20 protein-coding genes are annotated in these 22,211 nt (G+C 55.5%); 1 reads left to right on the forward strand and 19 read right to left on the reverse strand.

Going from position 1 to position 22,211, the window contains the following annotated elements; translation table 11 throughout:
- Window positions 1–133: 133 nt before the first annotated feature.
- The 6 genes from AB182_RS11790 to nifL all read right to left on the reverse strand — a co-directional run bounded on the left by AB182_RS11790 (window position 134) and on the right by nifL (window position 8,542).
- Window positions 134–1,711: a methyl-accepting chemotaxis protein gene (locus AB182_RS11790; RefSeq protein WP_047370255.1), complete on the reverse strand. Its 1,578-nt coding sequence runs from the start codon at window positions 1,709–1,711 to the stop codon at window positions 134–136.
- A gap of 263 nt (window positions 1,712–1,974) precedes the next feature.
- Window positions 1,975–3,132, reverse strand: a complete 1,158-nt coding sequence (locus AB182_RS11795) for an EAL and HDOD domain-containing protein (protein ID WP_327078455.1) — start codon at window positions 3,130–3,132, stop codon at window positions 1,975–1,977.
- Between the two features lie 274 nt (window positions 3,133–3,406).
- The gene (locus AB182_RS11800; protein ID WP_047370257.1) at window positions 3,407–3,922 is read right to left on the reverse strand and encodes a nitrogen fixation protein NifQ; all 516 of its coding nucleotides are present in this window, start codon (window positions 3,920–3,922) and stop codon (window positions 3,407–3,409) included.
- Window positions 3,919–5,319, reverse strand: a complete 1,401-nt coding sequence (gene nifB, locus AB182_RS11805; protein WP_047370258.1) for a nitrogenase cofactor biosynthesis protein NifB — start codon at window positions 5,317–5,319, stop codon at window positions 3,919–3,921. The genes AB182_RS11800 and nifB overlap by 4 nt, the downstream gene beginning before the upstream one ends.
- A gap of 167 nt (window positions 5,320–5,486) precedes the next feature.
- Window positions 5,487–7,058, reverse strand: coding sequence for a nif-specific transcriptional activator NifA (gene nifA / locus AB182_RS11810; RefSeq protein ID WP_047370259.1), 1,572 nt, complete (start codon window positions 7,056–7,058; stop codon window positions 5,487–5,489).
- Complete coding sequence (gene nifL / locus AB182_RS11815; protein WP_047370260.1) at window positions 7,055–8,542, reverse strand: nitrogen fixation negative regulator NifL; 1,488 nt, start codon at window positions 8,540–8,542, stop codon at window positions 7,055–7,057. Before nifL ends, nifA begins: the two co-directional genes overlap by 4 nt.
- Before the next feature lie 358 nt (window positions 8,543–8,900).
- Here nifL and AB182_RS11820 point away from each other — a divergent pair, with 358 nt between their 5' ends.
- Window positions 8,901–9,431: a flavodoxin gene (locus AB182_RS11820; RefSeq protein WP_047373270.1), complete on the forward strand. Its 531-nt coding sequence runs from the start codon at window positions 8,901–8,903 to the stop codon at window positions 9,429–9,431.
- A 458-nt stretch (window positions 9,432–9,889) separates the two neighbouring features.
- Here AB182_RS11820 and nifM read toward each other — a convergent pair whose 3' ends face one another.
- The 13 genes from nifM to nifD all read right to left on the reverse strand — a co-directional run bounded on the left by nifM (window position 9,890) and on the right by nifD (window position 22,188).
- Window positions 9,890–10,684 (reverse strand): nitrogen fixation protein NifM, encoded by a 795-nt coding sequence (gene nifM / locus AB182_RS11825; protein WP_047370261.1) that lies wholly within the window; start codon window positions 10,682–10,684, stop codon window positions 9,890–9,892.
- Window positions 10,681–11,121 (reverse strand): nitrogen fixation protein NifZ, encoded by a 441-nt coding sequence (locus AB182_RS11830; protein ID WP_047370262.1) that lies wholly within the window; start codon window positions 11,119–11,121, stop codon window positions 10,681–10,683. Before AB182_RS11830 ends, nifM begins: the two co-directional genes overlap by 4 nt.
- Window positions 11,118–11,375, reverse strand: a complete 258-nt coding sequence (locus AB182_RS11835; protein ID WP_047370263.1) for a nitrogenase-stabilizing/protective protein NifW — start codon at window positions 11,373–11,375, stop codon at window positions 11,118–11,120. The genes AB182_RS11830 and AB182_RS11835 overlap by 4 nt, the downstream gene beginning before the upstream one ends.
- Before the next feature lie 2 nt (window positions 11,376–11,377).
- Window positions 11,378–12,520: a homocitrate synthase gene (gene nifV / locus AB182_RS11840; RefSeq protein ID WP_047370264.1), complete on the reverse strand. Its 1,143-nt coding sequence runs from the start codon at window positions 12,518–12,520 to the stop codon at window positions 11,378–11,380.
- 12 nt (window positions 12,521–12,532) lie between these two features.
- Window positions 12,533–13,735, reverse strand: a complete 1,203-nt coding sequence (nifS, locus tag AB182_RS11845; protein ID WP_047370265.1) for a cysteine desulfurase NifS — start codon at window positions 13,733–13,735, stop codon at window positions 12,533–12,535.
- A gap of 34 nt (window positions 13,736–13,769) precedes the next feature.
- Window positions 13,770–14,597, reverse strand: coding sequence for a Fe-S cluster assembly protein NifU (nifU, locus tag AB182_RS11850; RefSeq protein WP_047370266.1), 828 nt, complete (start codon window positions 14,595–14,597; stop codon window positions 13,770–13,772).
- A 198-nt stretch (window positions 14,598–14,795) separates the two neighbouring features.
- A complete protein-coding gene (locus AB182_RS11855; RefSeq protein ID WP_047370267.1) occupies window positions 14,796–15,260 on the reverse strand; it encodes a NifB/NifX family molybdenum-iron cluster-binding protein in 465 nt (154 codons plus the stop codon).
- Window positions 15,247–16,629, reverse strand: a complete 1,383-nt coding sequence (gene nifN, locus AB182_RS11860; protein ID WP_047370268.1) for a nitrogenase iron-molybdenum cofactor biosynthesis protein NifN — start codon at window positions 16,627–16,629, stop codon at window positions 15,247–15,249. Before nifN ends, AB182_RS11855 begins: the two co-directional genes overlap by 14 nt.
- A 10-nt stretch (window positions 16,630–16,639) precedes the next feature.
- Window positions 16,640–18,013, reverse strand: coding sequence for a nitrogenase iron-molybdenum cofactor biosynthesis protein NifE (nifE, locus tag AB182_RS11865; protein WP_047370269.1), 1,374 nt, complete (start codon window positions 18,011–18,013; stop codon window positions 16,640–16,642).
- 175 nt (window positions 18,014–18,188) lie between these two features.
- Window positions 18,189–18,848, reverse strand: coding sequence for a NifB/NifX family molybdenum-iron cluster-binding protein (locus AB182_RS11870; RefSeq protein ID WP_047370270.1), 660 nt, complete (start codon window positions 18,846–18,848; stop codon window positions 18,189–18,191).
- A 10-nt stretch (window positions 18,849–18,858) separates the two neighbouring features.
- A complete protein-coding gene (nifT, locus tag AB182_RS11875) occupies window positions 18,859–19,077 on the reverse strand; it encodes a putative nitrogen fixation protein NifT (RefSeq protein ID WP_047370271.1) in 219 nt (72 codons plus the stop codon).
- A 44-nt stretch (window positions 19,078–19,121) separates the two neighbouring features.
- Window positions 19,122–20,684, reverse strand: a complete 1,563-nt coding sequence (gene nifK, locus AB182_RS11880) for a nitrogenase molybdenum-iron protein subunit beta (RefSeq protein WP_047370272.1) — start codon at window positions 20,682–20,684, stop codon at window positions 19,122–19,124.
- 55 nt (window positions 20,685–20,739) lie between these two features.
- Complete coding sequence (nifD, locus tag AB182_RS11885; RefSeq protein WP_047370273.1) at window positions 20,740–22,188, reverse strand: nitrogenase molybdenum-iron protein alpha chain; 1,449 nt, start codon at window positions 22,186–22,188, stop codon at window positions 20,740–20,742.
- Between the last annotated feature and the right edge of the window lie 23 nt (window positions 22,189–22,211).

Here is a 22,211-nt window from a genome sequence, read left to right on the forward strand (position 1 = left end):
CATTCCGGACGAATTCCAGGATGATGCTAAGGGTTTTCTGGGTCTGGTGTCGGGAATATCAGAAGAGAACTGCTGAAGAATGAGGGAAGGTTGAGGGTGATAAAGAGACGCCGGTTTCCCGGCGTCACCTGTTTTAGCGGGTTTCTTGCATATTCAACTGGAAGAAACGTACGGAGTTGCGCAGCTGCTCGCTCTGCTCGGACATTGAGTGGGCGGCGACAGCGGCCTGTTCCACCAGCGTGGCGTTCTGCTGGGTAACCTGATCCATCTGGTCAATGGCGACGCTAATCTCGCGAATCCCCTGATGCTGTTCGGTGGAGGCGGCGGAAATTTCCGCGACGATGTCCGTCACTTTGTTTACCGAGGTGACAATTTGCTCCATGGCGCGGCTGGCCGTATCGGCATAGCGCGACCCGTCGGTAATTTTGTGAACCGTTCCTTCAATGAGCTGCTTAATTTCTTTCGCGGCGTTGGCGCTTTTTTGCGCCAGAGTACGCACTTCACCCGCGACCACGGCAAAACCTTTACCCTGTTCACCGGCGCGGGCGGCTTCAACGGCGGCGTTGAGCGCCAGGATATTCGTCTGGAAAGCAATCCCTTCAATCACAGAAATGATATCGACGATTTTCTGCGAACTGTCGGCGATTTCATGCATCCGCTTAAGCATATCGTCTACTTCTTTACCGCCTTTGACGGCAGTTTGAGAGGTCTCGCGCGCCAGATCGCTGGCGCGACGGGCGTTATCCGCATTGCTCTTCACGTTTTCCGTAATCTGCTGCATGTTCGACGAGGTTTGCACCAGCGAGGCTGCCTGTTCCTCGGTACGCTGGGACAGATCGCTGTTACCTTGCGATATTTCTCCGGCGGCAAGAGAGATTGCTTCGCTACCGTGAATAATGCCATCAATGATATCGGCCAGTTTGCCATTCATAAACTTGATGGTGGCCAGCAGGCTTTGGGTATCGTTGTCTTTTAGTTTGACGTCAGCCTTCAGGTTACCTGACGCGATTTCTTTCATGATCTCCACGGCATAAGAGGGTTCGCCACCTAACTGGCGGGAGAGGCTGTGGGAGATGACGAGTGCGATGAATCCGGTGGCGATCAGTGCCAGCAGTAACAACCCACAGAAGGTGTAGAGTGCTTTGTCGTAGCCGGACTGCGCAATCACGCCTGCTTCTTCTCCGCTGGCGACCTCTTTGTCCACCAGTGTGGCCAGGTCTTTCATCAACTGGGTGCGGTATTTGGACGACACCGCGCCGCTGATTTTAGATGCCTCCTCAAGCCGCCCGGCGCTGACAGCCTCAATCACTTTGGCGTTGACATCGACGAAATTCCGGAAATTATCGACAACAGTATTAAACAGCGTGCGGGTATCTTCCGGCGCGTCGGCAGAGATTTTGGCGAACTCGCGCTGTGCTTTTAAGAATGTCTCCTGATTTTGCAGGAGCTCACCACGATGTTGTTCGCGTTCGGCCGGCGTGACGGAACCGATATACTGAATTTGCTGTAAGCGCATTTCTGATAATACGCCGCGCATTTCCAGGGTATATCGAACGCCTGGCATACGATTATCGCGGAATTTATCAATATGGGTTTTACTGACGTGCAACTGATAAATCGAGACGATGCCGAGAACTAACATCATTGCGATAAGAATGGAAAAGCCGGTCAGCAATTTTGCTAAGACGGATGCCTGAGAAAATTTTTTCATAGTGGTCTTTTTTTAATGAAAGGTAATACTTTTATCGGTAATCAGAGTGAAAAGGTTGATTGTTTTTAATTGATCTTAATCACATATTTTTATTTTATTGCGGCGAGGCTTTGCGTGGTTAAAAAATGATCTTCGATCGGAATGATAAATATGTTAAAAATGTTAACAAAATGAAAAAACATGCTCATTCAGGAACTGAAATAATGTTTCAATGCAAAATAATTTAGCAGTGGAAATAACTACTGCCAGAAGCACTCAGCTATTCATTTTGCAAAACTTACCGGCAACTCATCGGCCCATTTCGTCGCTGTATTCATCATCTCACTCACTGCCGCTTCCGGTAGTCCGATGCCTTGCGCCATTTCACTGGCTTCTTCCCACAGGCGCTGCTCATAGAGCATAGCGAGACAGACGTATTGATACAGCACGCCGTTTTGGTGCTGCAAAGCCATAATGACCTCTTGCGATACCGCAATTTGCGCCATCAGATCTTCCAGAGGCATTTCGAGGATCACATCCAGTAACGAGAATAATCCAACCATAAAGGCTTCGTTAGATAACGAGCGTGAGGGGGTTTGGGCCGCAGCCAGTTCACAGAATTTGGCGCGAATCAGGCTCAGGTAATAGATTTCAGTGGTCTTAACGGTTTCGAATGACGTTAAACAGGCTACCAGTACAAAGCGACGTAGCTCATTAATCCCGAGATAAACGACAATATCTTTCAGCGATTGGTTACGTAAACCGGTAATTCCCCTTTTATTGTAAAGGATATTTTGCGCGTAACGCATAATTTTGAATGACAGCGATACATCGCGCTTGAGCAGGTCTTCAATACGATTCAAATTTGGCGATTCGACGTTCACTTCATGCATGAGTTTTAAGGCAAATGCGCGGTTGTGTAACAGTTTGTTTCTTTTGTGTACTACAGGTTTGCTGAAAAAATAGCCCTGAAAGAGGTGAAACCCCATTTTTTTATAGGCTTCAAATTCGTCATAACTTTCAACTTTTTCGGCAAGAAAAACGGTGTGACGTAACATCTCGTGCTTATTGTCTATATAAGCGGCAATTTCTTCTCGTGAATTTCTCTGAATATCGAATTTAATAATATTAATATAGGGTATAAACGCATCCCATTCTGCACTGAGCGAAAAATCATCCAGTGCGATACGAAATCCGTGGGTTTGCATCCGTTTTACGGTTTCGAGCAAGCGCTGGTCGGGACTGGAGGTTTCGAGAATTTCAATGACGACACGATCTTTTGGCAGGGTTTCGGCGAGGCCATCCACCAATAACTGATGCGGAAAATTAACGTAAACGGAATTGTTCTCATTCTTACGACCAACCGGCGCACCAAAAAACTGTTCTTCAATCAGTTGTGTGGTTGCCTGTTCCGATGAAACATCAGGGAAACGGTTTACCATACTATCCCTGAAAAGCAGTTCATAACCGACAGTGTTTAATTTGTTATCGAAAATTGCCTGTCTGGCCACAAAAGAAAACATTCATTACCTCACAAATCCGCACGCCTCACATCATTCTCGATAATACAAGGTACCTTAACGCCGCAGGTAAATGAACACGTTTGCCCCGCATAATTTCTCTGATGATAATAAAAAATATAGGCTTAAATACGTGATTTAACAATTTATGAAAGGTAAAGCATTAAGGCCCTGCATGCGGGCAGGGCCAGAAGGGTTAAGGCACATCAAAACAGAGCTGCCGTTCGCAACATGCGTCACAACTGGGCGAGCGACAAATAAGTTCCCCCTCTGTCTGTAGGCAACGCTGACGATAGAAAAACTTCTTCCAGCGCATATTTTCACTATTCATCTCAACCAGTTGCGGAAAGCAGTCGGTCATCAGTTCGCGCAATTCCTCGCGTGAACTCAGCCCGAGATCCTGCCACAGATGGTTAAATGCCAGCGATACACTGGCAATGATCTGATGCATCGGCTCCGCCGCCGGCAACATATAGCACGCCAGCCAGTCAGCCAGTTGCATACGTTCCTCTTCACGGCTGGCGATCAGTTCCGACATCAACTTACGCCGCAAAACCACATCCGACGGTGCGCAATCCAGCGGTATGTTATGCGTGCTGATCGCCAGCCAGCGGGTGTCGGAAAGCCCCATCTGCAAGGGATAACAACCTTCGCCATGCGAATAAAGATGCAGCAAGCGACGAAGCCAGTCGTGTTGCGCGAAGGCCGTCATGCCACCCCCTTGCGACGATCGTGTTGTTGCCACTGCTGACGTGCCTTTTCCCACCAGTGCGCAAGCGTCGGGACGACCGGTTGCCAGGCGTCATCGACGCAAGGCTGAATACCTTGTGCCTCCAGTTGCTGCCAGGGACCGTAGCCAATACGTGAACAAAAAACGGCTTTGACATCCGCCAGCAACGCCATGATCGCCGCCATACGCGCTTCACTTTCCTGCGGTTCGCATTCGTCGCTCCCCTGGCAGTATTTTGGGGTAAAACGCTCATTTACCAGCACCACGCCTGCCGAGGAAAGGCTGTAGATACGAAAACGATCCGCGTGACCAAAATGGCAGTCAATCACGTCTCCTCGTGTGGAGGCGACCGCCACCAGACAGGCATCCGCCTCGTCTGACTCGCCCTGAGTAGCAATGCTGGCGTGTAGCCTGGCGCGTTTATGTAAGGTCGGCAGCCAGGGCGCAGGCGCGGTTTCCGTCGGGGTAAACAGAAATTGCTGGCTGCGATCTTCGCCAAGCATACCTATCGCATCGGCGCGGCACTGGTGGCAGTGGGTCATTTGCGGCATGACCTCGCCACACTGCTCGCGGGTGGCGGCAAGCATTGTCCCGTCTGGCTCAGGTTGACCATTAAGACCGAAAACGGTGCCATGCTCGGGTCGGGCAATCAGCGGCATAATGTTATGAATGAACGCGCCGTATTGCCGCAATGTGCGACTGACATCTACCAGAGAATGGTCGTTGATACCGGGGATAAGCACAGAATTGATCTTCACCAGTACGCCTTTCTCCGTCAGTCTGCGCACCCCTTCGAGCTGGCGGGCCACAAGGATCTGTCCGGCTTCGCGACCACTGTACCGTTCGCCGTCAAGCCACAGCCAGGCATAGATTTTTGCGGCGATATCCGGGTCGAGGGTGTTAATGGTCACGGTGACGTGGTCAACGCCAACATCCAGCAAGCGATCAACGGCATCGGGCAGCATCAGGCCATTCGTCGACAGACACAGTTTCAAATCGGGTAATTGCTCGCGGATCAGTTCCAGCGTTCTGAAGGAGCGGCCAATATTAGCCAGCGGGTCACCGGGACCGGCAATACCCACCACCGACAGTTGAGGAATCGCCGTTGCGACCTGGCGAACTTTCGCCACCGCCTGTTCGGGGGTCAGTAGCGACGACGAGACGCCGGGGCGGGATTCATTACTGCAATCGAATTTTCGGTTGCAGTAGTTACACTGCAAATTGCAGGCAGGTGCGACCGGCAGGTGCATGCGGGCGAAACGGTGGTGGCCGCTGCGGGAGTAGCAGGGGTGTGACGCCACCTTGCCAGCGATAAAATCGGTCAACGGTTCATCAGATGTCTGGCAACGCTTGCCAGTCGTGGAAGAGCAGGAAGTCATGATCGCTCCTTAATTTGCGTAGTCATGTCTTCCTGCTGCAAAACCCGTACCGCTCACAAAAAAGTTAATTCTTTGAAAATTAAGATATTATAAAACCCGTATTCGCCGTTGTTTGTCGTAAATGTGGCGTTTAGCTGACAATGTGCTGAATGCCACAAAGTGAACCGTCACATCCTGGGCATACTGATATCCATAATTTGTATCCGATAGGCGACCTGACGGGGCGTCATTCCCAGCAGGCGCGCCGCTTTGGCCTGCACCCATCCGGCTTTTTCCAGCGCGGCAATAAGCCGTTGACGTTCATCCAGCGATTGATCAAGCCAGCTATCCTCTTTAGGTGTGGCGGCAATCGCCAGCTTAGGCGTGTTTTCACGGTGGTTGAACAGCACCACATCACGGTCAATCAGGCCGTTTTCTGACATCACCGCCGAACGTTCCAGACAATTTTCCAGTTCACGCACATTACCGGGCCAGCTGTAGCCCATTAGCAGCCGAATGGCGCCATCACTGATCCGTAGGGTGCGCCCCTGGTTTTGCGCGATTTTGCGCACCAGAAAATGCGCCAGTTCTGCAATGTCCTCCTGACGTTCACGCAGCGGGGGCAGGGAGATGGGCATCACATTGAGGCGATAGTAAAGATCCTCGCGGAAATTGCCCATTCGCACCTCTTCTTCGAGATTGCGGTTGGTGGCGGCGATGATCCGCACGTTGACGCGCAGGGTTTCATCACCGCCAACGCGCTCCATTTCGCCCTCCTGCAAAATACGCAGCAGTTTTGCCTGAAAAGAGGCGCTGCTTTCACCAATCTCATCCAGAAACAGCGTACCCCCGTCCGCCAGTTCAAAACGCCCTTTACGCTGGCGAACCGCGCCGGTAAAAGCCCCTTTTTCATGGCCGAACAATTCGCTCTCCAGCAGCGTATCCGGCAGTGCGGCGCAGTTAAATTTTACAAACGGTGCAGCGGCGCGGGGAGAGTTGTGATGGATAGCATTGGCGATAAGTTCTTTACCGGTGCCGCTTTCGCCACGCACCAGTACCGTGGTGTCCCAACGTGATACCTGGCGGATAATCTCCATTGTCTGCTGCATAGCCGGGCTTTTGCCCACCATATTCTCAAAGCCGAAGGGACGAGGCGATGCACAATTGCGCTGGCGCTCGGTCTGGACAATCGCAGCCCGAGGTGTCGGGGCGGTCGGCGGGGTCATCAGCCGTACTGTCTGTGCGACCAGATTGGCGACAGTTTCCAGAAAACGCGTACAGGAAGGAAGTCGCTCCTCCAGACGCGCCATCGGCTGAGCCGCGAGCACGCCAATCGGCTGCGTGCCCGGACCCATCAGCGGGACCGCGATAAACGGCAGGTTATAGTCATAGATACCCAGCCTGTCGAGAAAGCGTTGATCGTCGGCGACACGGGGCAGCACGAGAGATTGCCCCTGGGAAAGCACGGCCCCCACCAGTCCTTCGCCCGGACGATAGCGAATTTGCGAGCTGCCGGGAATCAGATGTTGGTCTGCCTCCTGCAAGGCTTCAATACTCAGGATTTCCTGTTGGTTGTCATACAGACACAGCATGCCGTGTTGCATAAACGCGTCATTATGCAGGACGCACAGCACCTCCTGCAGCGTCTGGCTTATCTCCGTTGCGCGACTCAACACCACGCTGATGCGCTGCATGGCGGTAAATTGCTGGGAAAGATCAAAACGCCAGACGGTGGTGCCCGACTCGGGTCGCTGGGTCATCGTGGGCCTCCAGTCAGTGAAAGAAATAACGGGAATCGCAGGGTCAGGCAGGTACCGCCTTCGGGACGGGTGGTCAGTTCTATTGCGCCGCGGTGATGGGCAACAAGGGTTTGAATCAGCCGGAGTTCCATCCCTTTGCCGGGGGCGTTCAGCGCATCGGGGGAGTAGGCATATCGCACATGGATGAGCGGTACATTATCGGTCAGCCAGATAGACAGCCAGCCATCCTCTTCTCGGGCGTAGAGCTGGGTGTGTAGCGCTCTGTCCGGCAGCGCTGCGGCAAGAGCCAGCGTGCGGTCCAGCCACAAACTGAGACAGGCAAGGATCTGCGTGCGTTGACCAAACCCCGTCAGATGCGGAGAGGCCATTTCCACGTGCAGATTTTCGCCATTATTAAAACGGGTATGGTAAAGCGCGCGCAGGTCGTCAAACAGCGGTTGCAGGGGCCACAGCCCGCACTCCTCCAGATCGAGAGAAGGGCGGCAACGTTGCAGGCGGGCCAGCGCCTCTTCGCCTTCGCGCCACGCCGCATCCAGCGCCACGTTATGGTTATCTTCGCCGTTGAGTCTGCGCGCCGCCGCCAGCATATTGATAGGGCAGTTTAGCTGGACCAGCGCGGCATCCAGCGATTCGCGGATCGCCGCCAGCAGTTTCCCGGTGGTCATCTCCTGTTTAAGTCGATCGAGGCGGCCCTGCTCGGCCTGTTGTTGTTGCTGGGTGCAATCGGTAATCACCACCAGTGTGCGGGGAAGCGCGGTATCAATAAAGTAACGACTGGCTTCTTCGCTCACACCCGGCAATGGCCAGCAGGTGACAGAGAGCCAGCGTACGGCGCCGCGCAGTACTACAGGCAGTATTTGCCCGGCATAGAGATCGCTTTTGCGCCGGGAGAAATCAAGCTCGGTGAGCAGTTCCTTGCCGCCGCAGTCGGCACAAAAGGTTTTATAGGCGAGGTTATCCAGTACCACCTGATCCTGCTCGTTAACGACCACCACGGCGGCAGGAATGTTGTTCAGCACCGCTTCGCTCATGGTGGTGTGATTGCGCAATCGCTGTTCGAGGGCATAGCTGGCGCTGATATCACGCTGCATGGCGAGATAGTGTTCCAGTTCGCCGTGTTTGTTGATGACCGGGGTTATATCAACCTCTGCGAGATAGAGGCTGCCATCGCGACGGCGATTGATGAGCTGGCCGCGCCAGGGCATGTGTTGTAGCAGCGTTTGCCACAGTTCCTGATAAATGCTGCGCGGTGTCTGTTGGCTTGCCAGTATGCGATGGTTCTGGTTGAGCAATTCCGCCAGGCTGTAACCAGTCTGGCGACAAAAGGCCGGATTGGCATACAGAATTCTCGCGTCCGGGTCGGTCAATGAAATCGCGATCGGCGCCTGTTCAACCATCGTGGAAAACAGTCCGGGATGTTGAAGGGATAGGTTACCCGCAAGCTCCTGCGGCGCGCTGGTCTCCAGCATCATATTAAAGGTCATCACACACTCCTGGTTTCAGGCCCGGCTGTGTCGCGTTTACAACATTTTGTGTTGTGAAACGGCCGACATCCGCTGCCCTGATTGGGTGTGATTAACCATGCAAAGAGTACACCTTTAAAGCAGGTAACACGCCGAAACATTGATCCTGGTTCGTATTTTTGCCCTGATTTGGTCTCTGGAGGCATTCAGGACCGTCCTGGATGCCGGGGCGAAGGCGTGTGTTGCACAAAAAAGAGTCATCTTTTCGCCCATTTCAGTGCAGCGAAAGCCGCTTAAAAACCTGGCACAGCCTTCGCAACAGGAGGAGGGATACCCGCCGTTTGCAGGCGGCCTTATTCTTTCTCAACAGGAGCGCGACATGGCTAACATTGGTATTTTTTTTGGCAGCGATACGGGAAAAACCCGCAAAATCGCCAAACTGATCCAGCAAAAACTGGGGGATGTGGCGGATGCGCCGGTCAATATTAATCGCACGTCGCTGGAGACGTTTTTGTCGTACCCGGTGCTGGTACTCGGTACACCGACCCTGGGGGATGGACAGTTGCCGGGTCTTGCCGCCGGATGTGAAAGTGAATCCTGGGGTGAGTTTATCGACCAACTGGCAGACGCCAACCTGAGCGGTAAAATCGTCGCCTTATATGGGCTTGGCGATCAGCAGGGATATCCGGATAACTTTGCCAGTGCGCTGCGCCCTCTCTATGACGCGGTGGTAGGTTGCGGCGCGCAGGTTGTCGGTGAGTGGCCTGGCGACGGGTATGATTTCTCCTTTTCCGCCGCGCTGGAGGGGGATAAGTTCGTCGGACTGGTGCTGGATCAGGATAATCAGTTTGATTTGACGGATGAGCGGGTGGAGTCGTGGCTGGAGCAGATTAAGCCGCAGATTTTGTAGTTTTTCCTGGATGCGGCGTCCGATCGGTTCCCTCTCCCTGAGGGAGAGGGCCAGGGTGAGGGGGAAAATGCGGCTCTGGTGGTCATTCCGTTCACCTGATGTTCTGTGCTTCTCTATAGCGACAGTACCCGTGAACGTGCCAGGGTGGCTCACCGCCACCACCCTGGCGACCCGGGCTCCCGGCAAAGAAAATCGCCGCTGGCGCGGTCCATGATGCTTATGTCGTCTGACTTTCGGGTCGGGGACCAGCCTGCGTCCTTGCAGGCTATCCCCTCCGCCCGCTTCCCTGCGGGCGGCCCCGGTCAGCCGTCAACGCCTCATCGATTTTCAGCCGGACCCTGTCATCGCTGTCCCTGCCTTATTCTCATTACGCGGTGTTATCGCTGTAAAACGTAATATTACTGGGGCTCCCTCACCCTGAGAACCAGGTGAGGTGGTAATCTAAAATCGGCCCACCCTCAAGCAGGTATCTCTGCAAGCAGGCGATTGAGCCACGTCTGTTGCCACTGCTGCTGGCTCTGCCGCCATAAAAATTCCCGTGCTTTTTCCAGCGCCTCTGTCTGCGGCAATGCCTGAGGCCCACGGATATGTTCACACCAGACAATATGCCAGCCCAACTCCGTTTCCACCGGCGCGGCGATGCCGTTTTCCGGCAAGGCAAACAGCGCGGATTCAAGCTCGGGATAAAGCAAACCGCGACTGATCCAGCCCAGCAGCCCACCTTCTAAGGCACTCGGACAGTGGGAATAACGTTTTGCCAGACGCGAAAACGCCTCACGCGAGGTTTGAATTTCCCGGTAAAACTGCATCGCCTGGCGGCGTACAACGTCGTTGTCATTATCAACGGTGAGCAACAGATGGTGGGTTAACCGCTGCTCCGGGCGCATAAATTTTTCCTGATTACGCTGATACCAGGTGAGTACCGTCAGGTCATCAGGTAAGGGCGTCTGTCCGTTGATGCGCACAAATTGCAGTTCCATCAGCGCATGATGACGCACCACTGCCTGACGTTCTTCCCCGGTAAACGCGCTTTCGGTAAGTAACTCCGCCAGCGAGGCGTCAATACGCTGTAGCAGGGCATCGGTGAGCGGCAAATCATGGGCCTGTTGAATGATCGCCTGTTCCAGAAAATATTGCCGACGCCACGCCTGTTCAAACGCCGCTTTTTCACTGGCCGGAATATCCTGTGGCTCGCAGTTCCAGCGGGTTTTCGCCAGACGCCACCGTGCGAATTGTTCCCAGGCTTTACTCATGCGTACTCCTCCGCTAAGCGCAGGGCGCTGGCGGGAACCTGAAACCAGCGTCCGGAAAAAGTGACGGTGTAACTGTTACCATCCTCCTGATCGGTGGCTTCGATCTGCCCGGTTTCCCCGACGCTGACTACCACCACGCCATTGACCGACAAGGGCTGTAAAGAGATGACGCGATCGCCGAACTGCAGCATCCCGGCATTCCAGGGCTCGCTTGCCGGAATCAGCTCCTGTCCACGGCAGCCAACCACGATGTCACCGTCGAGAAAGTGAATTTGATAGATAATCTCATCCTGCAAAAACACGCCCCATTCCCGGACAAACCCGGTGCTGCCACGTCGTACCAGCAACTGACCGCGAGCGTAGCCAGGCATCGTGCCGTCATTACGAATGGCCCGCGTTACGCGAACCTCGTCGCCAAAGGTAAACGCCGGGGTCATTGTCCACCTCCGGGCATCTGTTGCTGGTAACTCTCTGCCAGCAGCCGCCGGGCCAGGAGCCACGGCGCGCGCGTGTCGTCCTCCAGCAGATTACGCAACGGTACGTTGGCGCGTAGTTTCTGGTTGAAGGCTTTAAGCACAAGCAGGCAGCGGCTGCGCAGCACGGCGGGCTCATACGGAACGGAAAAAAACTCAAAGAAGGATTCAGCGCTTTCCAGCTCATCGACGCCGGGAATCTGATAAAACCACTCCATACTCAGCCTCCCACCTGGCGAAGGGGTTCGCCGCACAGCTCATCGTAAATGGCGATCAGTTCATAATCTTTCGGCGTACGTTTCCAGCTCTCCGCAAAGCGGCGAATGGCCGGAAGCAGTATGTCGATTTGCAGCGCGTTAAGGGGGTAGCCCATCCGGGCGAAGACCCCGTCCACCGCCTGGCGGCCAGAGTGTTTTCCCAGCACGAGGCGATATTCACGCCCCATCAGCGCCGGATCAATCGCCTGATAACTCTCTCTGTCCTGCAACAGCGCGGCGACATGTACCCCGGACTCATGGGTAAAGACCTGTTCGCCAACCAGCGGTTGCTGGGCGTCGATAGGGCGCTGGGCGGCCTCGGCGACCTGCTGGCAGAGTGCGGGCAACTGGCTAAAATCAACGCCGCTATCAAGCCCCATGCATCGGTCTAAACCGAGGGCGACGGTCTCCAGTGCAGCATTTCCCGCACGCTCACCCAGCCCCAGCACAGTGGTATTCACGCTGGTCGCGCCGGCGCGTATCGCCGCCAGGGTATTGGCTGTGGCGAGCCCCAGATCGTTATGGGCGTGTATCTCAATTTCACCGTTCCAGTCGCGACGTAGCGAACGGATAGCGTTGTCAGTTGCGAAAGGATCCAACAGGCCCAGCGTATCGGCATAGCGTAAACGCAGTGCGCCAGCCTCCTGCGCGACACTCGCTATCTGGCGAAGCGTGTCGTCATCCGCGCGTGACGCATCTTCACAGCCGATACAGACTGCCAGCCCCAGCGTGCGCGCCAGGCCGATAAAGTTTTCCAGCCGCTCAAGCAGCACAGCCAGCGGTTCACGTAATTTGTACTGACGCAGTTTGTCGGACGCCGGAATGGAAATATCCACCCAGTCCATACCGAGATCGGCGCTCTGGCGGATTTCCCCGGCATTCATTCGACACCAGGACATCAGTGTTGCCGTCGGTAAATGGCGACGGACTAACTGAATGCGAGTGCGTTCTTCATCGCCCATAGCCGGTGTTCCCACCTCGAGCGCCGTGACGCCGGCAGCAAACAGCGCCTCGGCAATAGCGACTTTTTCGCTTGCGCGAAACGCCACCCCGGGACTTTGTTCGCCGTCCCGCAGCGTTGTGTCGTTAATCAGCACACTGGCCATAGCCGCCTCCGCTTAGCCGTAAATCGGCGCAAATGATGATTCCACCGGGAGTGGTTTACCGTCCTGCCAGTAAGGCGAAAGCATCCGCAACCGGGAGATAATCGGCGGCAACGCGTCAATGACGTAATCAATCTCTTTTTCGCGCGTGTAACGTGAAAGGGAGAAGCGAATACTGCCGTGAGCGGCGGTATAGGGAATGTTCATTGCGCGCATCACATGCGACGGTTCAAGGGAGCCCGACGTGCAGGCGCTGCCACTGGACGCGGCGATCCCTGCCTGATTAAGCAGTAACAAAATGGCTTCGCCTTCAATAAACTCAAACGCCAGATTCGCGGTGCCCGGTACCCGTGGCTGGTTGCCGCCCATCACCCTCACCGACGGCACACGATTGACCAGTTCCTCCTGCAAATAATCGCGAAGTCGGGCAATTTCGCTCATGCCGGGCAGATGAACCTGCGCCAGTTCACAGGCGCTGCCCATACCGACAATCCCGGCAATATTTTCTGTGCCTGCGCGCCGTCCCCGCTCCTGATGACCGCCGCGTAGCAGCGGGCGAAAGCGTGTGCCACGACGCAAATAGAGGCAGCCGACGCCTTTCGGCCCGTGCAATTTGTGGGCAGAACATGACAGCATGTCTACTTGCGTTTTGCCGATCGCCAGCGGAATTTTCCCCACCGCCTGAACCGCGTCACAGTGGAACAGCGCGCCATATTCATGGGCCAGTTCTGCCATTTCTGCCACCGGGAAAATAACCCCGGTTTCATTGTTGGCCCACATCACGCTGACGACCGCTACCCGATGGCTGAGAGCCTGACGATACTGGGCCATATCGATTGCGCCGTCGGCATTGACCGCAATACGGTGGACCAGGTAGCCCTGGCGCTCCAGGTGTTCGCAGACGGCCAGCGTCGCCGGGTGTTCTACCGTGGTGGTGATGATTTCGCGGCGTTCCGGCATCAATTCCGTGCAGGCATGCAGCGCCGTCGAGGTCGCTTCGGTGGCGCAGGAGGTAAAAATGATTTCACTGGCGTGATCGGCGCCAAGCAGGGCGGCGACCTGTTGATGGGCACGCTCCAGCGCCCCGCGCGAGGGCAGACCAAAGTCATGAATCGAGGAAGGGTTGCCGTAATGCTCAGTCAAAAACGGCATCATCGCCTCCAGCACCATCGGGTCGATACGGGTGGTGGCGTTATTATCCAGATAAATCGGTTTCATCTTTATTCCCCCATAACGGATAGTGAGGTGTGGCTTAAGCCGCCACGACTTCCATAAAACAGCCGGTACGTTCCATTAATTTCTGCTGCAGCCAGGCCAGCGTCATATCGGTCATCATGCAGCCGCTACAACTGCCGGAGAGACTGACGGTGACTTTGTGATTCGCGACATTAATTAGCGACATATCGCCACCGTCAGCCTGGATGTGCGGGCGCAGTTCGGTAATCGCGTCGATCACTTCCTGCCAGTGCGGATCTTTTGTCCCATCAACCGCGACAGCCGGTGCCGCCTGCTGCTCGGCCAGAATATCCGCCAGCGCCAGTTCGATACTTTCATGACAGGCGGTGCAGCCACCGCCTGCTTTGGTGTAGTTGATCACCTCTTCGAGGGTGGTCAGGCCGTTGGTCAACACCGCGCGGCGAATCTGACCTTCGTCAACGCCAAAGCATTTGCAGATAAGTTTGCCTTCGTCATGATCGTCATCGAGCGTTTCGCCCCGGTAGTTGGCGATTGCCGCGCGCAGCGCTTCCTGGCCCATGACTGAGCAGTGCATTTTTTGCGGCGGCAACCCGTCGAGATAGTCGGCGATTTGCTGGTTAGTGACCTGTTCCGCTTCTTTCAGCGTGCGGCCAATAATCAGTTCCGTTAACGCCGATGAGGAGGCGATGGCGCTGCCGCAGCCAAAGGTCTGAAACCCGGCCTCAAGAATGGTTTCGCTTTGCGGATCAACTCGCAGCATCAGACGCAGGGCGTCGCCGCAGCTTATCGAACCCACATCGCCAATCGCGTTGGCCTCTGCCACGACCCGGGCATTACGGGGATTAAAAAAATGATCTTTCACTTTCTCGGAATAGTTCCACATGCTTTTAGCTCCCAGGATTATGACGGACAGCGCAGGGCGCCATTCACCGCGTTAATCAACAGCGGGTATAAAGATTAAGCAAAAGCAGTACCAGAGAGTAAAAGTTTTATTTTTCATTGAGTTATTAAAATTCCCTCACATAAACTCACGCGCAATGTCGTGGTTTATGTGAGGTTTGTCGCAGAAACGACACAATCTTTAGCGCTCATCGTCGTCCTGCCACTGACTTTCCAGCAGCAGTTGCGAAAAGCGATTAGGGTCACGATGCCGCGTGTTTTTACGCTGTTCTTTGTCATACCAGTAGTGCTGGATTTCCTGTAGCAGACCGACAATCGGCGTGTCTTCCGGCACGCGGACGGCGCGCACGCCTATTTGCAGTAGTTGACGAAATACCGTTTCGCCAATTGCCACACAATAAAGGGTGACACAATCTTCCAGCGCACTGATGCGGCTGGCGATCTTCTCGGTTTGATGTCCGGCCAGCACGGTAAAGTCGACGACGCGCAGTAAGGTGACGTCATCTTCTTTGACGCCGTATACCACCAGGCGTGGCGTGGCACCGAAGTGCTGATCCACATGATGGTAATCGGAACTGGCGAAGGCGACCTTCATCGACCATTCGCCGGAACAGATGGTGCTGAACTGACGATTAACATGTTGCATATCGTCCTCCGTCAGTGTCCCGGGAAAACTGCTGGCGCAGGGGCGAGTGGTACAGTGGCAGGTGATGGTGGCGTTCGCGCATCAGGTTTGCCAGCTCAAACAGCGTGTCACGCATGCCGGGGTAGCCCTGACGCACGCGACGAAACTCGCCAAGCCTGTCGAAGATGGGAAAACCGGCGCGGATAAGCGGAATGGAAAATTGGTCGGCCAGATCTGCCGCATGAGAATTGGCGACCAGCAGGTCGGCGGGCATATCGCAGAGTAAATCCTGCATATCTTCCAGATCGCCAATGACCACTTTTTCAACCGGAAGCTGTTGCAGACCCGGCTGACTGACCGGTGCGACAACGGGGCCGGGGAGCATCCCCTGACTGCGGGCGAAATCGCACCAGCCTGCCAGCAGGTCGCCCTCAGCCGCCAGTGCGAGCCGGGCATCCTGCAGCCACATATGACAATCGATCATCGCATCCTGTAATTGTCCGCGCTGGCGCTCAATCCAGGCGGGAACCTCACGCCCGGAGATGATCTTCAGCTGGTGAATAAAGCGGTCGCAGTGTTCCAGGGTCATCAGATGGGGGAGAACGACAACCTCACCACGGCTGCGTTGTGCAAGTAGCGAGGCGGCGCGGGACAGCGACACGCCAATAGCAAATGTACTCAGACTCTGCCCCATCTGTTCAATGACGCGCTGGGGCGTTCCTCCCTGGGTGACAGGTGAGAAGTCGCCGCTTGCCAGGTGACCATCCAGCGACTGTGACAGGTCGGGAACGATGACCGGTTGCAGGCCAAACGCCTCCACGTAGCTGCGCAGCAATTCAATATCACCGGGCGTCAGCAGGTGGCTTAACAGCAAGTTGACCCGCCGGTTACGCAGGCCGTGCTGGGGTTTTTCCGGTACCCACTGTTCAATGACGCTTTCCACCACTGCGCTAAAGCCGTTCTCCAGCGTGCCGTAGAAATCTGGCGTGTTGACCGTCAGGAGGGCGATATTTTTGTGGCGTGGAAAATCCTCGCGAAACTGGCGCACTACGCGGCTGATATCGCTGCCCTGAGCCTCAGACAGACCCGTGCTCAGCAGGACGATGGCTTTCGGGTTGTTGCGCTGGCATAGCGTGTTGAGCGCGGTCAGGATATTGCCGTCTGCCCCCATCACCGTTGAGGTGGGGTCCATTGCCGTGGATTGCAGCGGGACAGGATCGTGAAAGTGTTGGATAAAAAATACTTTGGCGAACGCGCTGCATCCCTGTGCTCCGTGCACCAACGGAATACTGTGCTCAAAGCCAAGGCTCGCGAGGATGGCGCCTAACGGTTGGCCGCTTTTTACCGGGCTTACCGCCAGCGGTTTGTGATTACGGATGATGTCTGCCATCTTTCACTCCTTAGTGCCACGGCGCGCGGGCGTGAGTTTGCGGCCAGACGGGGCTTTCAATGGTCTGGCAAAGTTGTTGGGCGAGGGTGACGATACCGCGATAACCTGCAAAGGCGTGTTCGCGCTCCTGGTTGATATCCAGAAATGGCAGTCGCGCTTTGTAGGCGGTATACATATTGCGCCCGCCGGCAATCATTAAATCTGCCTGGTAGCGGTACACCACATCAAGCAGGGTGCGGGCGTTGCCTTCTTCCAGCATCAGCGCGTCATCGCCCATTAATTCGCGAATACGTTGTTTATCTTCTTCGGTGGATTTTCGTGTGCCGGTCGCCACCACGGTCATGCCTAAATCCTGCAATGCAGAAACCACCGACCAGGATTTCACTCCGCCGGTATAAAGCAGCACTTTGCGCCCCTGTAACCGTTCGCGCCACGGGGCCAGTGCCTGATTTGCCGCGGCTTCTTCCCGGGCAATCACGGCTTCGGTGCGAGCGATCAGATCGCTGTCGCCAAGCAGGGATGCCAGCTGACGTAGCGCATCGGAGGTGGCGCGTACGCCGTAAAAGCTGCCCTCAAACCAGGGCGTGCCATAGCGCTGTTCAAGGGTACGGGCAACATTGATCAGCGCTCTGGAGCAGACCAGCATATTCACCTGCGCATGGTGCAGGGTCTGGATTTCGCTAAAACGACCATCCCCCGACAGGCTGCCCAGCACGCGAATACCCAGCTCATCAAGCAGCGGCTGAACGTGCCAGAACTCCCCGGCGATATTGAATTCGCCTATCAGGCCAATATCGTGGCGATGTTCCGGCGCAAAGGGCGTATCGTCCGGCCAGGGTGCAGGCGCGCGGCGTCCGACGACCTTGTTAACCATCACTTCGCCCGCGAGGCGGTTGCCGAGATTTTTGCTGCCATAGAATCCGGCGGCGTCAACGGCAATCACCGGCACGCCGGTGGCGGTTTCCGCCGCCTGACAAACGGCGTCAATATCATCACCCTCCATCGCCGGCACGCAGGTGTTATAGATAAATACCGCAGAGGGATGATAACGATCGACGATGTGGCGCACCGCATGGAACAGCCGCCGTTCGCCGCGTCCCATGATCACATCCTGCTCATTCAAATCGGTGGTAAACCCGAGCCGGTTGATACTGGGGCCGGAGCTCATACTGCCCCGGTTATCCCAGGAGCTGCCCGTGCAGCCAATCGGCCCGTGGACCAGATGCGCCACATCTGACAGTGGCAGCAGGGTGATTTGCGCGCCGTCGAAGGCGCAACCACCCGCCGTCGCGCCGGGTTTGGGGGCGCTACAGCCGGATTTTTGTTTGTGGTTGTGTTCGCAGGCAGGTTCATCCAGCAGCGCGAGAATGTCATTTCCCTTCATAGTGACCTCATTGACTTGTTGGGCTGTGCACAATGTTGCAATTCGCAAGCCAGAAATGAGTTATTGATTTCTAAGAGGAATATTCTGTCGGGTTTGCGACAAAGAAGACAATTGGCGTAATGAGGACAACGGAAAAAGCCCCCTGCATCCACACTCCGATGCAGGGGCGCGCAGATTAAAACACCCGTTCTTCCAGCGGGTTGGCTTTCTCAAGACGTTTTGCCAGCCACGGCGGCAGACGTCCGCTCAGCAGTGCGGTAATGGCGTCGCACTGGGCGGCAATGGACATGCCAGGCGACACTTTCATGGGGTGGATATTGTGACGAATCAGCCGGGCCGCCGCAGGGCCGCCAATGGCTTCACAAAACAGCAGGTGACAATCGCTCAGCAACTGAGCGCGAACTTCATTTGGTTCCTGGGTTTGTGGGGTCGAGGAAAGACGGCGTAACGCGTGCAGCCATCCGCCTTGTTCATCGAAGTCATAGATAAAAAACAGCCGCCCCTGACCAAAATGGCCATTGATCAGCAAGCCATCCTGCGAACAAAAAGCCACCCGTAATTGCCCCTGACGAGCGGTATTTTTAACCTGCAGGTGCGCGGGCAGCGTACCGTGAAGGCACGCGTTAACGCGGCTCCAGCGTGCGGGCGACATCAGCGCCGTTTCAGACGGGAAGGTGGCTTCCAGTTCGCGGACATTGAGCTTATCGAGGTACGCCGGGGTTAAAGCCTCGTCGCGCTCTCCCGTCAGCCAGGCCAGTGTTTGCGCGGGTTGCAGCTCCGGCAGACACTGAAACAGCGCCAGCATGCGCCAGAAAAGGACATCGTTATCGTTCATCTGACCACCTTCACAAAAGCGCGCCGCGCGTGGCGCGCAGGCTGATGGGAAAGGAAGGTCGCCCGGGTTGCAGGCTGACGACATACTGGCGTCCCCCCTCCAGAGAAATAGCACCACCCCAGTTATCCGGGGTGTCATGTTCAATTGCGATGACTTTTGCCTCAAGGTCCTGTTTAGCGATGTAACACCAGAGGTCCGGCCCGCGCTCACGAAAAATGACAATTGGCATTGTTTTCCCCCTTGCGGCCCCGCACAGGGCGGGGCGCGTCATGGCTAGCGGACAAGGTCGAAGCTGTAGTCCGTTTTGCCCAGTTTGATGGTGTCGCGGTCGACTTTTTCCAGTACGGCGTTGACCAGGGTGGTGACGATATTCATCGCCCCTTCATAACCCCAGGTGGTCTGGCGATGCAGGTGATGTCGGTCGAATAACGGGAAGCCGAGACGGATCAGCGGCACTTCAAACTGTTCGCCTTTCGCCAGCGTGTCACGCTGGATGAATTTGGCGTACGAGTTGCCGATCATAAAGTCCGGTTTACGGGTAAACATCAGCGAGCGGAAATGCCACAGATCGCAGTTGATGAAGACTTCGCTCTCCTGACCGTAGGGCGATGCCTCAAGCATTTTCTTCATCGCTTTCTGCCAGCGCTTGCTGCCGTTATGACAGAGAATTACCGTCGGTTCGCAGCCCAGTTCCAGCAGGAAACGCGTCAGCCCCATGACAAAATCCGGGTCGCCGTAGAGTCCGAATTTCTTACCGTGCAGCCAGGTATGGGAATCCAGAATCATGTCCACCAGACGCCCACGCTCCAGCGTCAGTTCATCCGCCACCGGTTTGCCGGTTAACTGACTGACCGCCATCAGCAGTTCATCAGTACCGGTCAATCCCATCGGGATTGACACTTCTGTACCGGGCTGACCCCACGACTCCTGCACCACTTTTTTACTCTTCACCAGATGCCAGGGTTGCAGCAGCAGGGTGTCGATAGCATCGGGGGCTTCACGCATCTCTTGTTGCGTTGTACCGCCCGCATACATGCGGTAGTGGCCGTCGGCAGGCGTATCCAGGACCTCAGACGGGTCAGACAAGAGGCTGCAGGGCACGTCCATCTGGGCCATCATGCGTTTGAGCACGCGGTAATTGCCGAGATAGGTTTCGAAACCGGTCACCAGGTTTAGCTTTGCCAGTTTGCCCGGTTGAGCCACGTGATCCGCGGTGAAGGTGCGGGCAAAACCCTCGAACATGTTGTCCCAGCCGGTGATATGGCTACCAATAAAACTTGGCGTGTGGGCGTACGGCACCGGAATAGCGGCATCTATAAACCCATCCTTTTTGGCGTTGGCGATAAAGGCCTGCAGGTCATCACCGATGACCTCCGCCATACAGGTAGTGGAGACCGCAACGATTTCCGGTTTGTACAGCGCGCTGGCATTTTGCAACCCGGTATTGAGGTTGTTGTTGCCGCCAAATACCGCCGCATCCTCGGTCATTGAGTCCGATACACAGGCGATCGGCTCTTTGAAATGACGGTTAAAATAGGTGCGGAAATAGGCTACGCAGCCCTGGGAACCATGCACATAGGGCAGGGTATTGGCAAAGCCCAGTGAACAGAGTACCGATCCTAAAGGCTGGCAGGCCTTCGCCGGATCGACGGTTAACGCTTCGCGTTTAAAGTTCAGCGCTTCGTATTCCGCCGTGGTGGTCCATTCAAAAACCTCTTGCACACGTTGCGGGTCGTGCGCCTCTTCCAGACCGCGCTTGTTGCGAAACAGCGTCTGGTATTCGTCCTGTTCAAACAGCGGATGACAGGCGACAATTTTCTCAGCAGTTTGGCTCATGATGTTCTCCTCCCGCGCCACAAATCGGTGAACAAACGGGATGTCAGGATAGTATTCAGGCTGATTTCAGCCAGGGTGCGGTCAACTCGCCCCAGGCGGGATTGTTGAGCGTCATGTCCATATCGCGGGCAAAGATGGCAAAGCCGTCATAGCCGTGATACGGGCCGGAGTAATCCCAGGAGTGCATCTGGCGGAACGGAACCCCCATTTTCTGGAAAATGTATTTTTCCTTGATGCCCGAGCCAATGAGGTCCGGCTTAATCGCCTTCACGAACGCTTCCAGTTCATAACTGCTGGCGTCATCGAACAACAGCGTGCCCTCTTTGAGGTCCGGCAGGGTGCGGTCGTAATCGTCGTTATGGGCAAATTCATATCCCGCGGCGACAATCTCCATACCCAGATCCTCATAGGCGCCGATCACATGACGAGGACGCAGGCCTCCCATATAGAGCAGCACTTTGCGGCCTTCGAGACGCGGGCGGTATTTGGCGATAATCGCGTCGTTCTGCGCCTGATATCTGGCGATCACCGCTTCCGCATTGGCGCGGATGGTGTCGTCAAATTGATCGGCGATTTTACGCAGCGATTCGGCGATTTTGGTCGGGCCAAAGAAGTTGTACTCCATCCACGGAATACCGTGTTTCTCTTCCATATGGCGAGAGATGTAATTCATGGAGCGGTAGCAGTGCACCAGGTTCAGCTTCACAAACGGGGTGTTTTCCATTTCTACCAGCGTGCCATCGCCGGACCACTGCGCCACCACACGCAACCCCATCTCTTCAAGCAGAATGCGCGAGGCCCAGGCGTCGCCGCCGATGTTGTAATCGCCGATGATGGCCACGTCATACGGGGTGGATTCGAAAGGTTTACCTTCGCGGTTATCCAGCACCCAGTCGCGGATCACGTCGTTGGCGATATGGTGGCCGAGTGACTGGGATACGCCACGAAAGCCTTCGCAACGCACCGGGATCACGGGTTTGTTGAGCGCTTTTTTACTGGCGTTCGCCACGGCTTCGATATCATCGCCGATTAAGCCAACCGGGCATTCCGACTGAATGGAAATGCCTTTGGTCAGCGGGAACAGCTCCTCCATCTCCTCAATCAATTTGCTGAGCTTTTTATCGCCGCCAAAGACGATATCGCGCTCCTGAAAGTCAGAGGTAAAGTTCAGCGTCCCGAAGGAGTCAACGCCGCTGACCCCGGTGTAGTAGTTGCGACGCCCGGCGCGGGAGTACTGCCCACAGCCAATAGGGCCGTGGGAGATGTGGGCCATATCTTTAATAGGCCCAAAAACCACACCTTTCGAACCGGCGTAGGAGCAGCCACGGACGGTCATCACCCCCGGCTGCGATTTGCGGTTAGAGATGATGCATTTCCCGACGCTTTCCATCTCCGGGTCGGTCACCATCATGTGCTTTCTGCGTTCTTTGCGCGTTTTTTCCGGAAAGATCTCCAGCACTTCCTGGATAATTTCCAGATTACGTTCGCCTGTTGCATTGCTCATAACTGTGTTCCTGTTACAAGGCG

Origin of the sequence: Phytobacter ursingii, assembly GCF_001022135.1 — a bacterium.
Classification (GTDB): Bacteria; Pseudomonadota; Gammaproteobacteria; order Enterobacterales; family Enterobacteriaceae; genus Phytobacter; species Phytobacter ursingii.

Coding starts and splice junctions, on each gene's coding strand:
- AB182_RS11790 (WP_047370255.1), bottom strand. CDS start 1,711: ATGAAAAAATTTTCTCAGGCATCCGTCTTAGCAAAATTGCTGACCGGC.
- nifL (WP_047370260.1), bottom strand. CDS start 8,542: ATGACCTTTAATATGATGCTGGAGACCAGCGCGCCGCAGGAGCTTGCG.
- nifU (WP_047370266.1), bottom strand. CDS start 14,597: ATGTGGAACTATTCCGAGAAAGTGAAAGATCATTTTTTTAATCCCCGT.
- nifS (WP_047370265.1), bottom strand. CDS start 13,735: ATGAAACCGATTTATCTGGATAATAACGCCACCACCCGTATCGACCCG.
- AB182_RS11855 (WP_047370267.1), bottom strand. CDS start 15,260: ATGCAACATGTTAATCGTCAGTTCAGCACCATCTGTTCCGGCGAATGG.
- nifV (WP_047370264.1), bottom strand. CDS start 12,520: ATGGCCAGTGTGCTGATTAACGACACAACGCTGCGGGACGGCGAACAA.
- nifM (WP_047370261.1), bottom strand. CDS start 10,684: ATGAGTAAAGCCTGGGAACAATTCGCACGGTGGCGTCTGGCGAAAACC.
- nifA (WP_047370259.1), bottom strand. CDS start 7,058: ATGACCCAGCGACCCGAGTCGGGCACCACCGTCTGGCGTTTTGATCTT.
- nifK (WP_047370272.1), bottom strand. CDS start 20,684: ATGAGCCAAACTGCTGAGAAAATTGTCGCCTGTCATCCGCTGTTTGAA.
- nifD (WP_047370273.1), bottom strand. CDS start 22,188: ATGAGCAATGCAACAGGCGAACGTAATCTGGAAATTATCCAGGAAGTG.
- nifN (WP_047370268.1), bottom strand. CDS start 16,629: ATGGCAGACATCATCCGTAATCACAAACCGCTGGCGGTAAGCCCGGTA.
- AB182_RS11830 (WP_047370262.1), bottom strand. CDS start 11,121: ATGACCCCGGCGTTTACCTTTGGCGACGAGGTTCGCGTAACGCGGGCC.
- AB182_RS11835 (WP_047370263.1), bottom strand. CDS start 11,375: ATGGAGTGGTTTTATCAGATTCCCGGCGTCGATGAGCTGGAAAGCGCT.
- nifB (WP_047370258.1), bottom strand. CDS start 5,319: ATGACTTCCTGCTCTTCCACGACTGGCAAGCGTTGCCAGACATCTGAT.
- AB182_RS11795 (WP_327078455.1), bottom strand. CDS start 3,132: ATGGTAAACCGTTTCCCTGATGTTTCATCGGAACAGGCAACCACACAA.
- nifE (WP_047370269.1), bottom strand. CDS start 18,013: ATGAAGGGAAATGACATTCTCGCGCTGCTGGATGAACCTGCCTGCGAA.
- AB182_RS11870 (WP_047370270.1), bottom strand. CDS start 18,848: ATGAACGATAACGATGTCCTTTTCTGGCGCATGCTGGCGCTGTTTCAG.
- AB182_RS11800 (WP_047370257.1), bottom strand. CDS start 3,922: ATGACGGCCTTCGCGCAACACGACTGGCTTCGTCGCTTGCTGCATCTT.
- AB182_RS11820 (WP_047373270.1), top strand. CDS start 8,901: ATGGCTAACATTGGTATTTTTTTTGGCAGCGATACGGGAAAAACCCGC.
- nifT (WP_047370271.1), bottom strand. CDS start 19,077: ATGCCAATTGTCATTTTTCGTGAGCGCGGGCCGGACCTCTGGTGTTAC.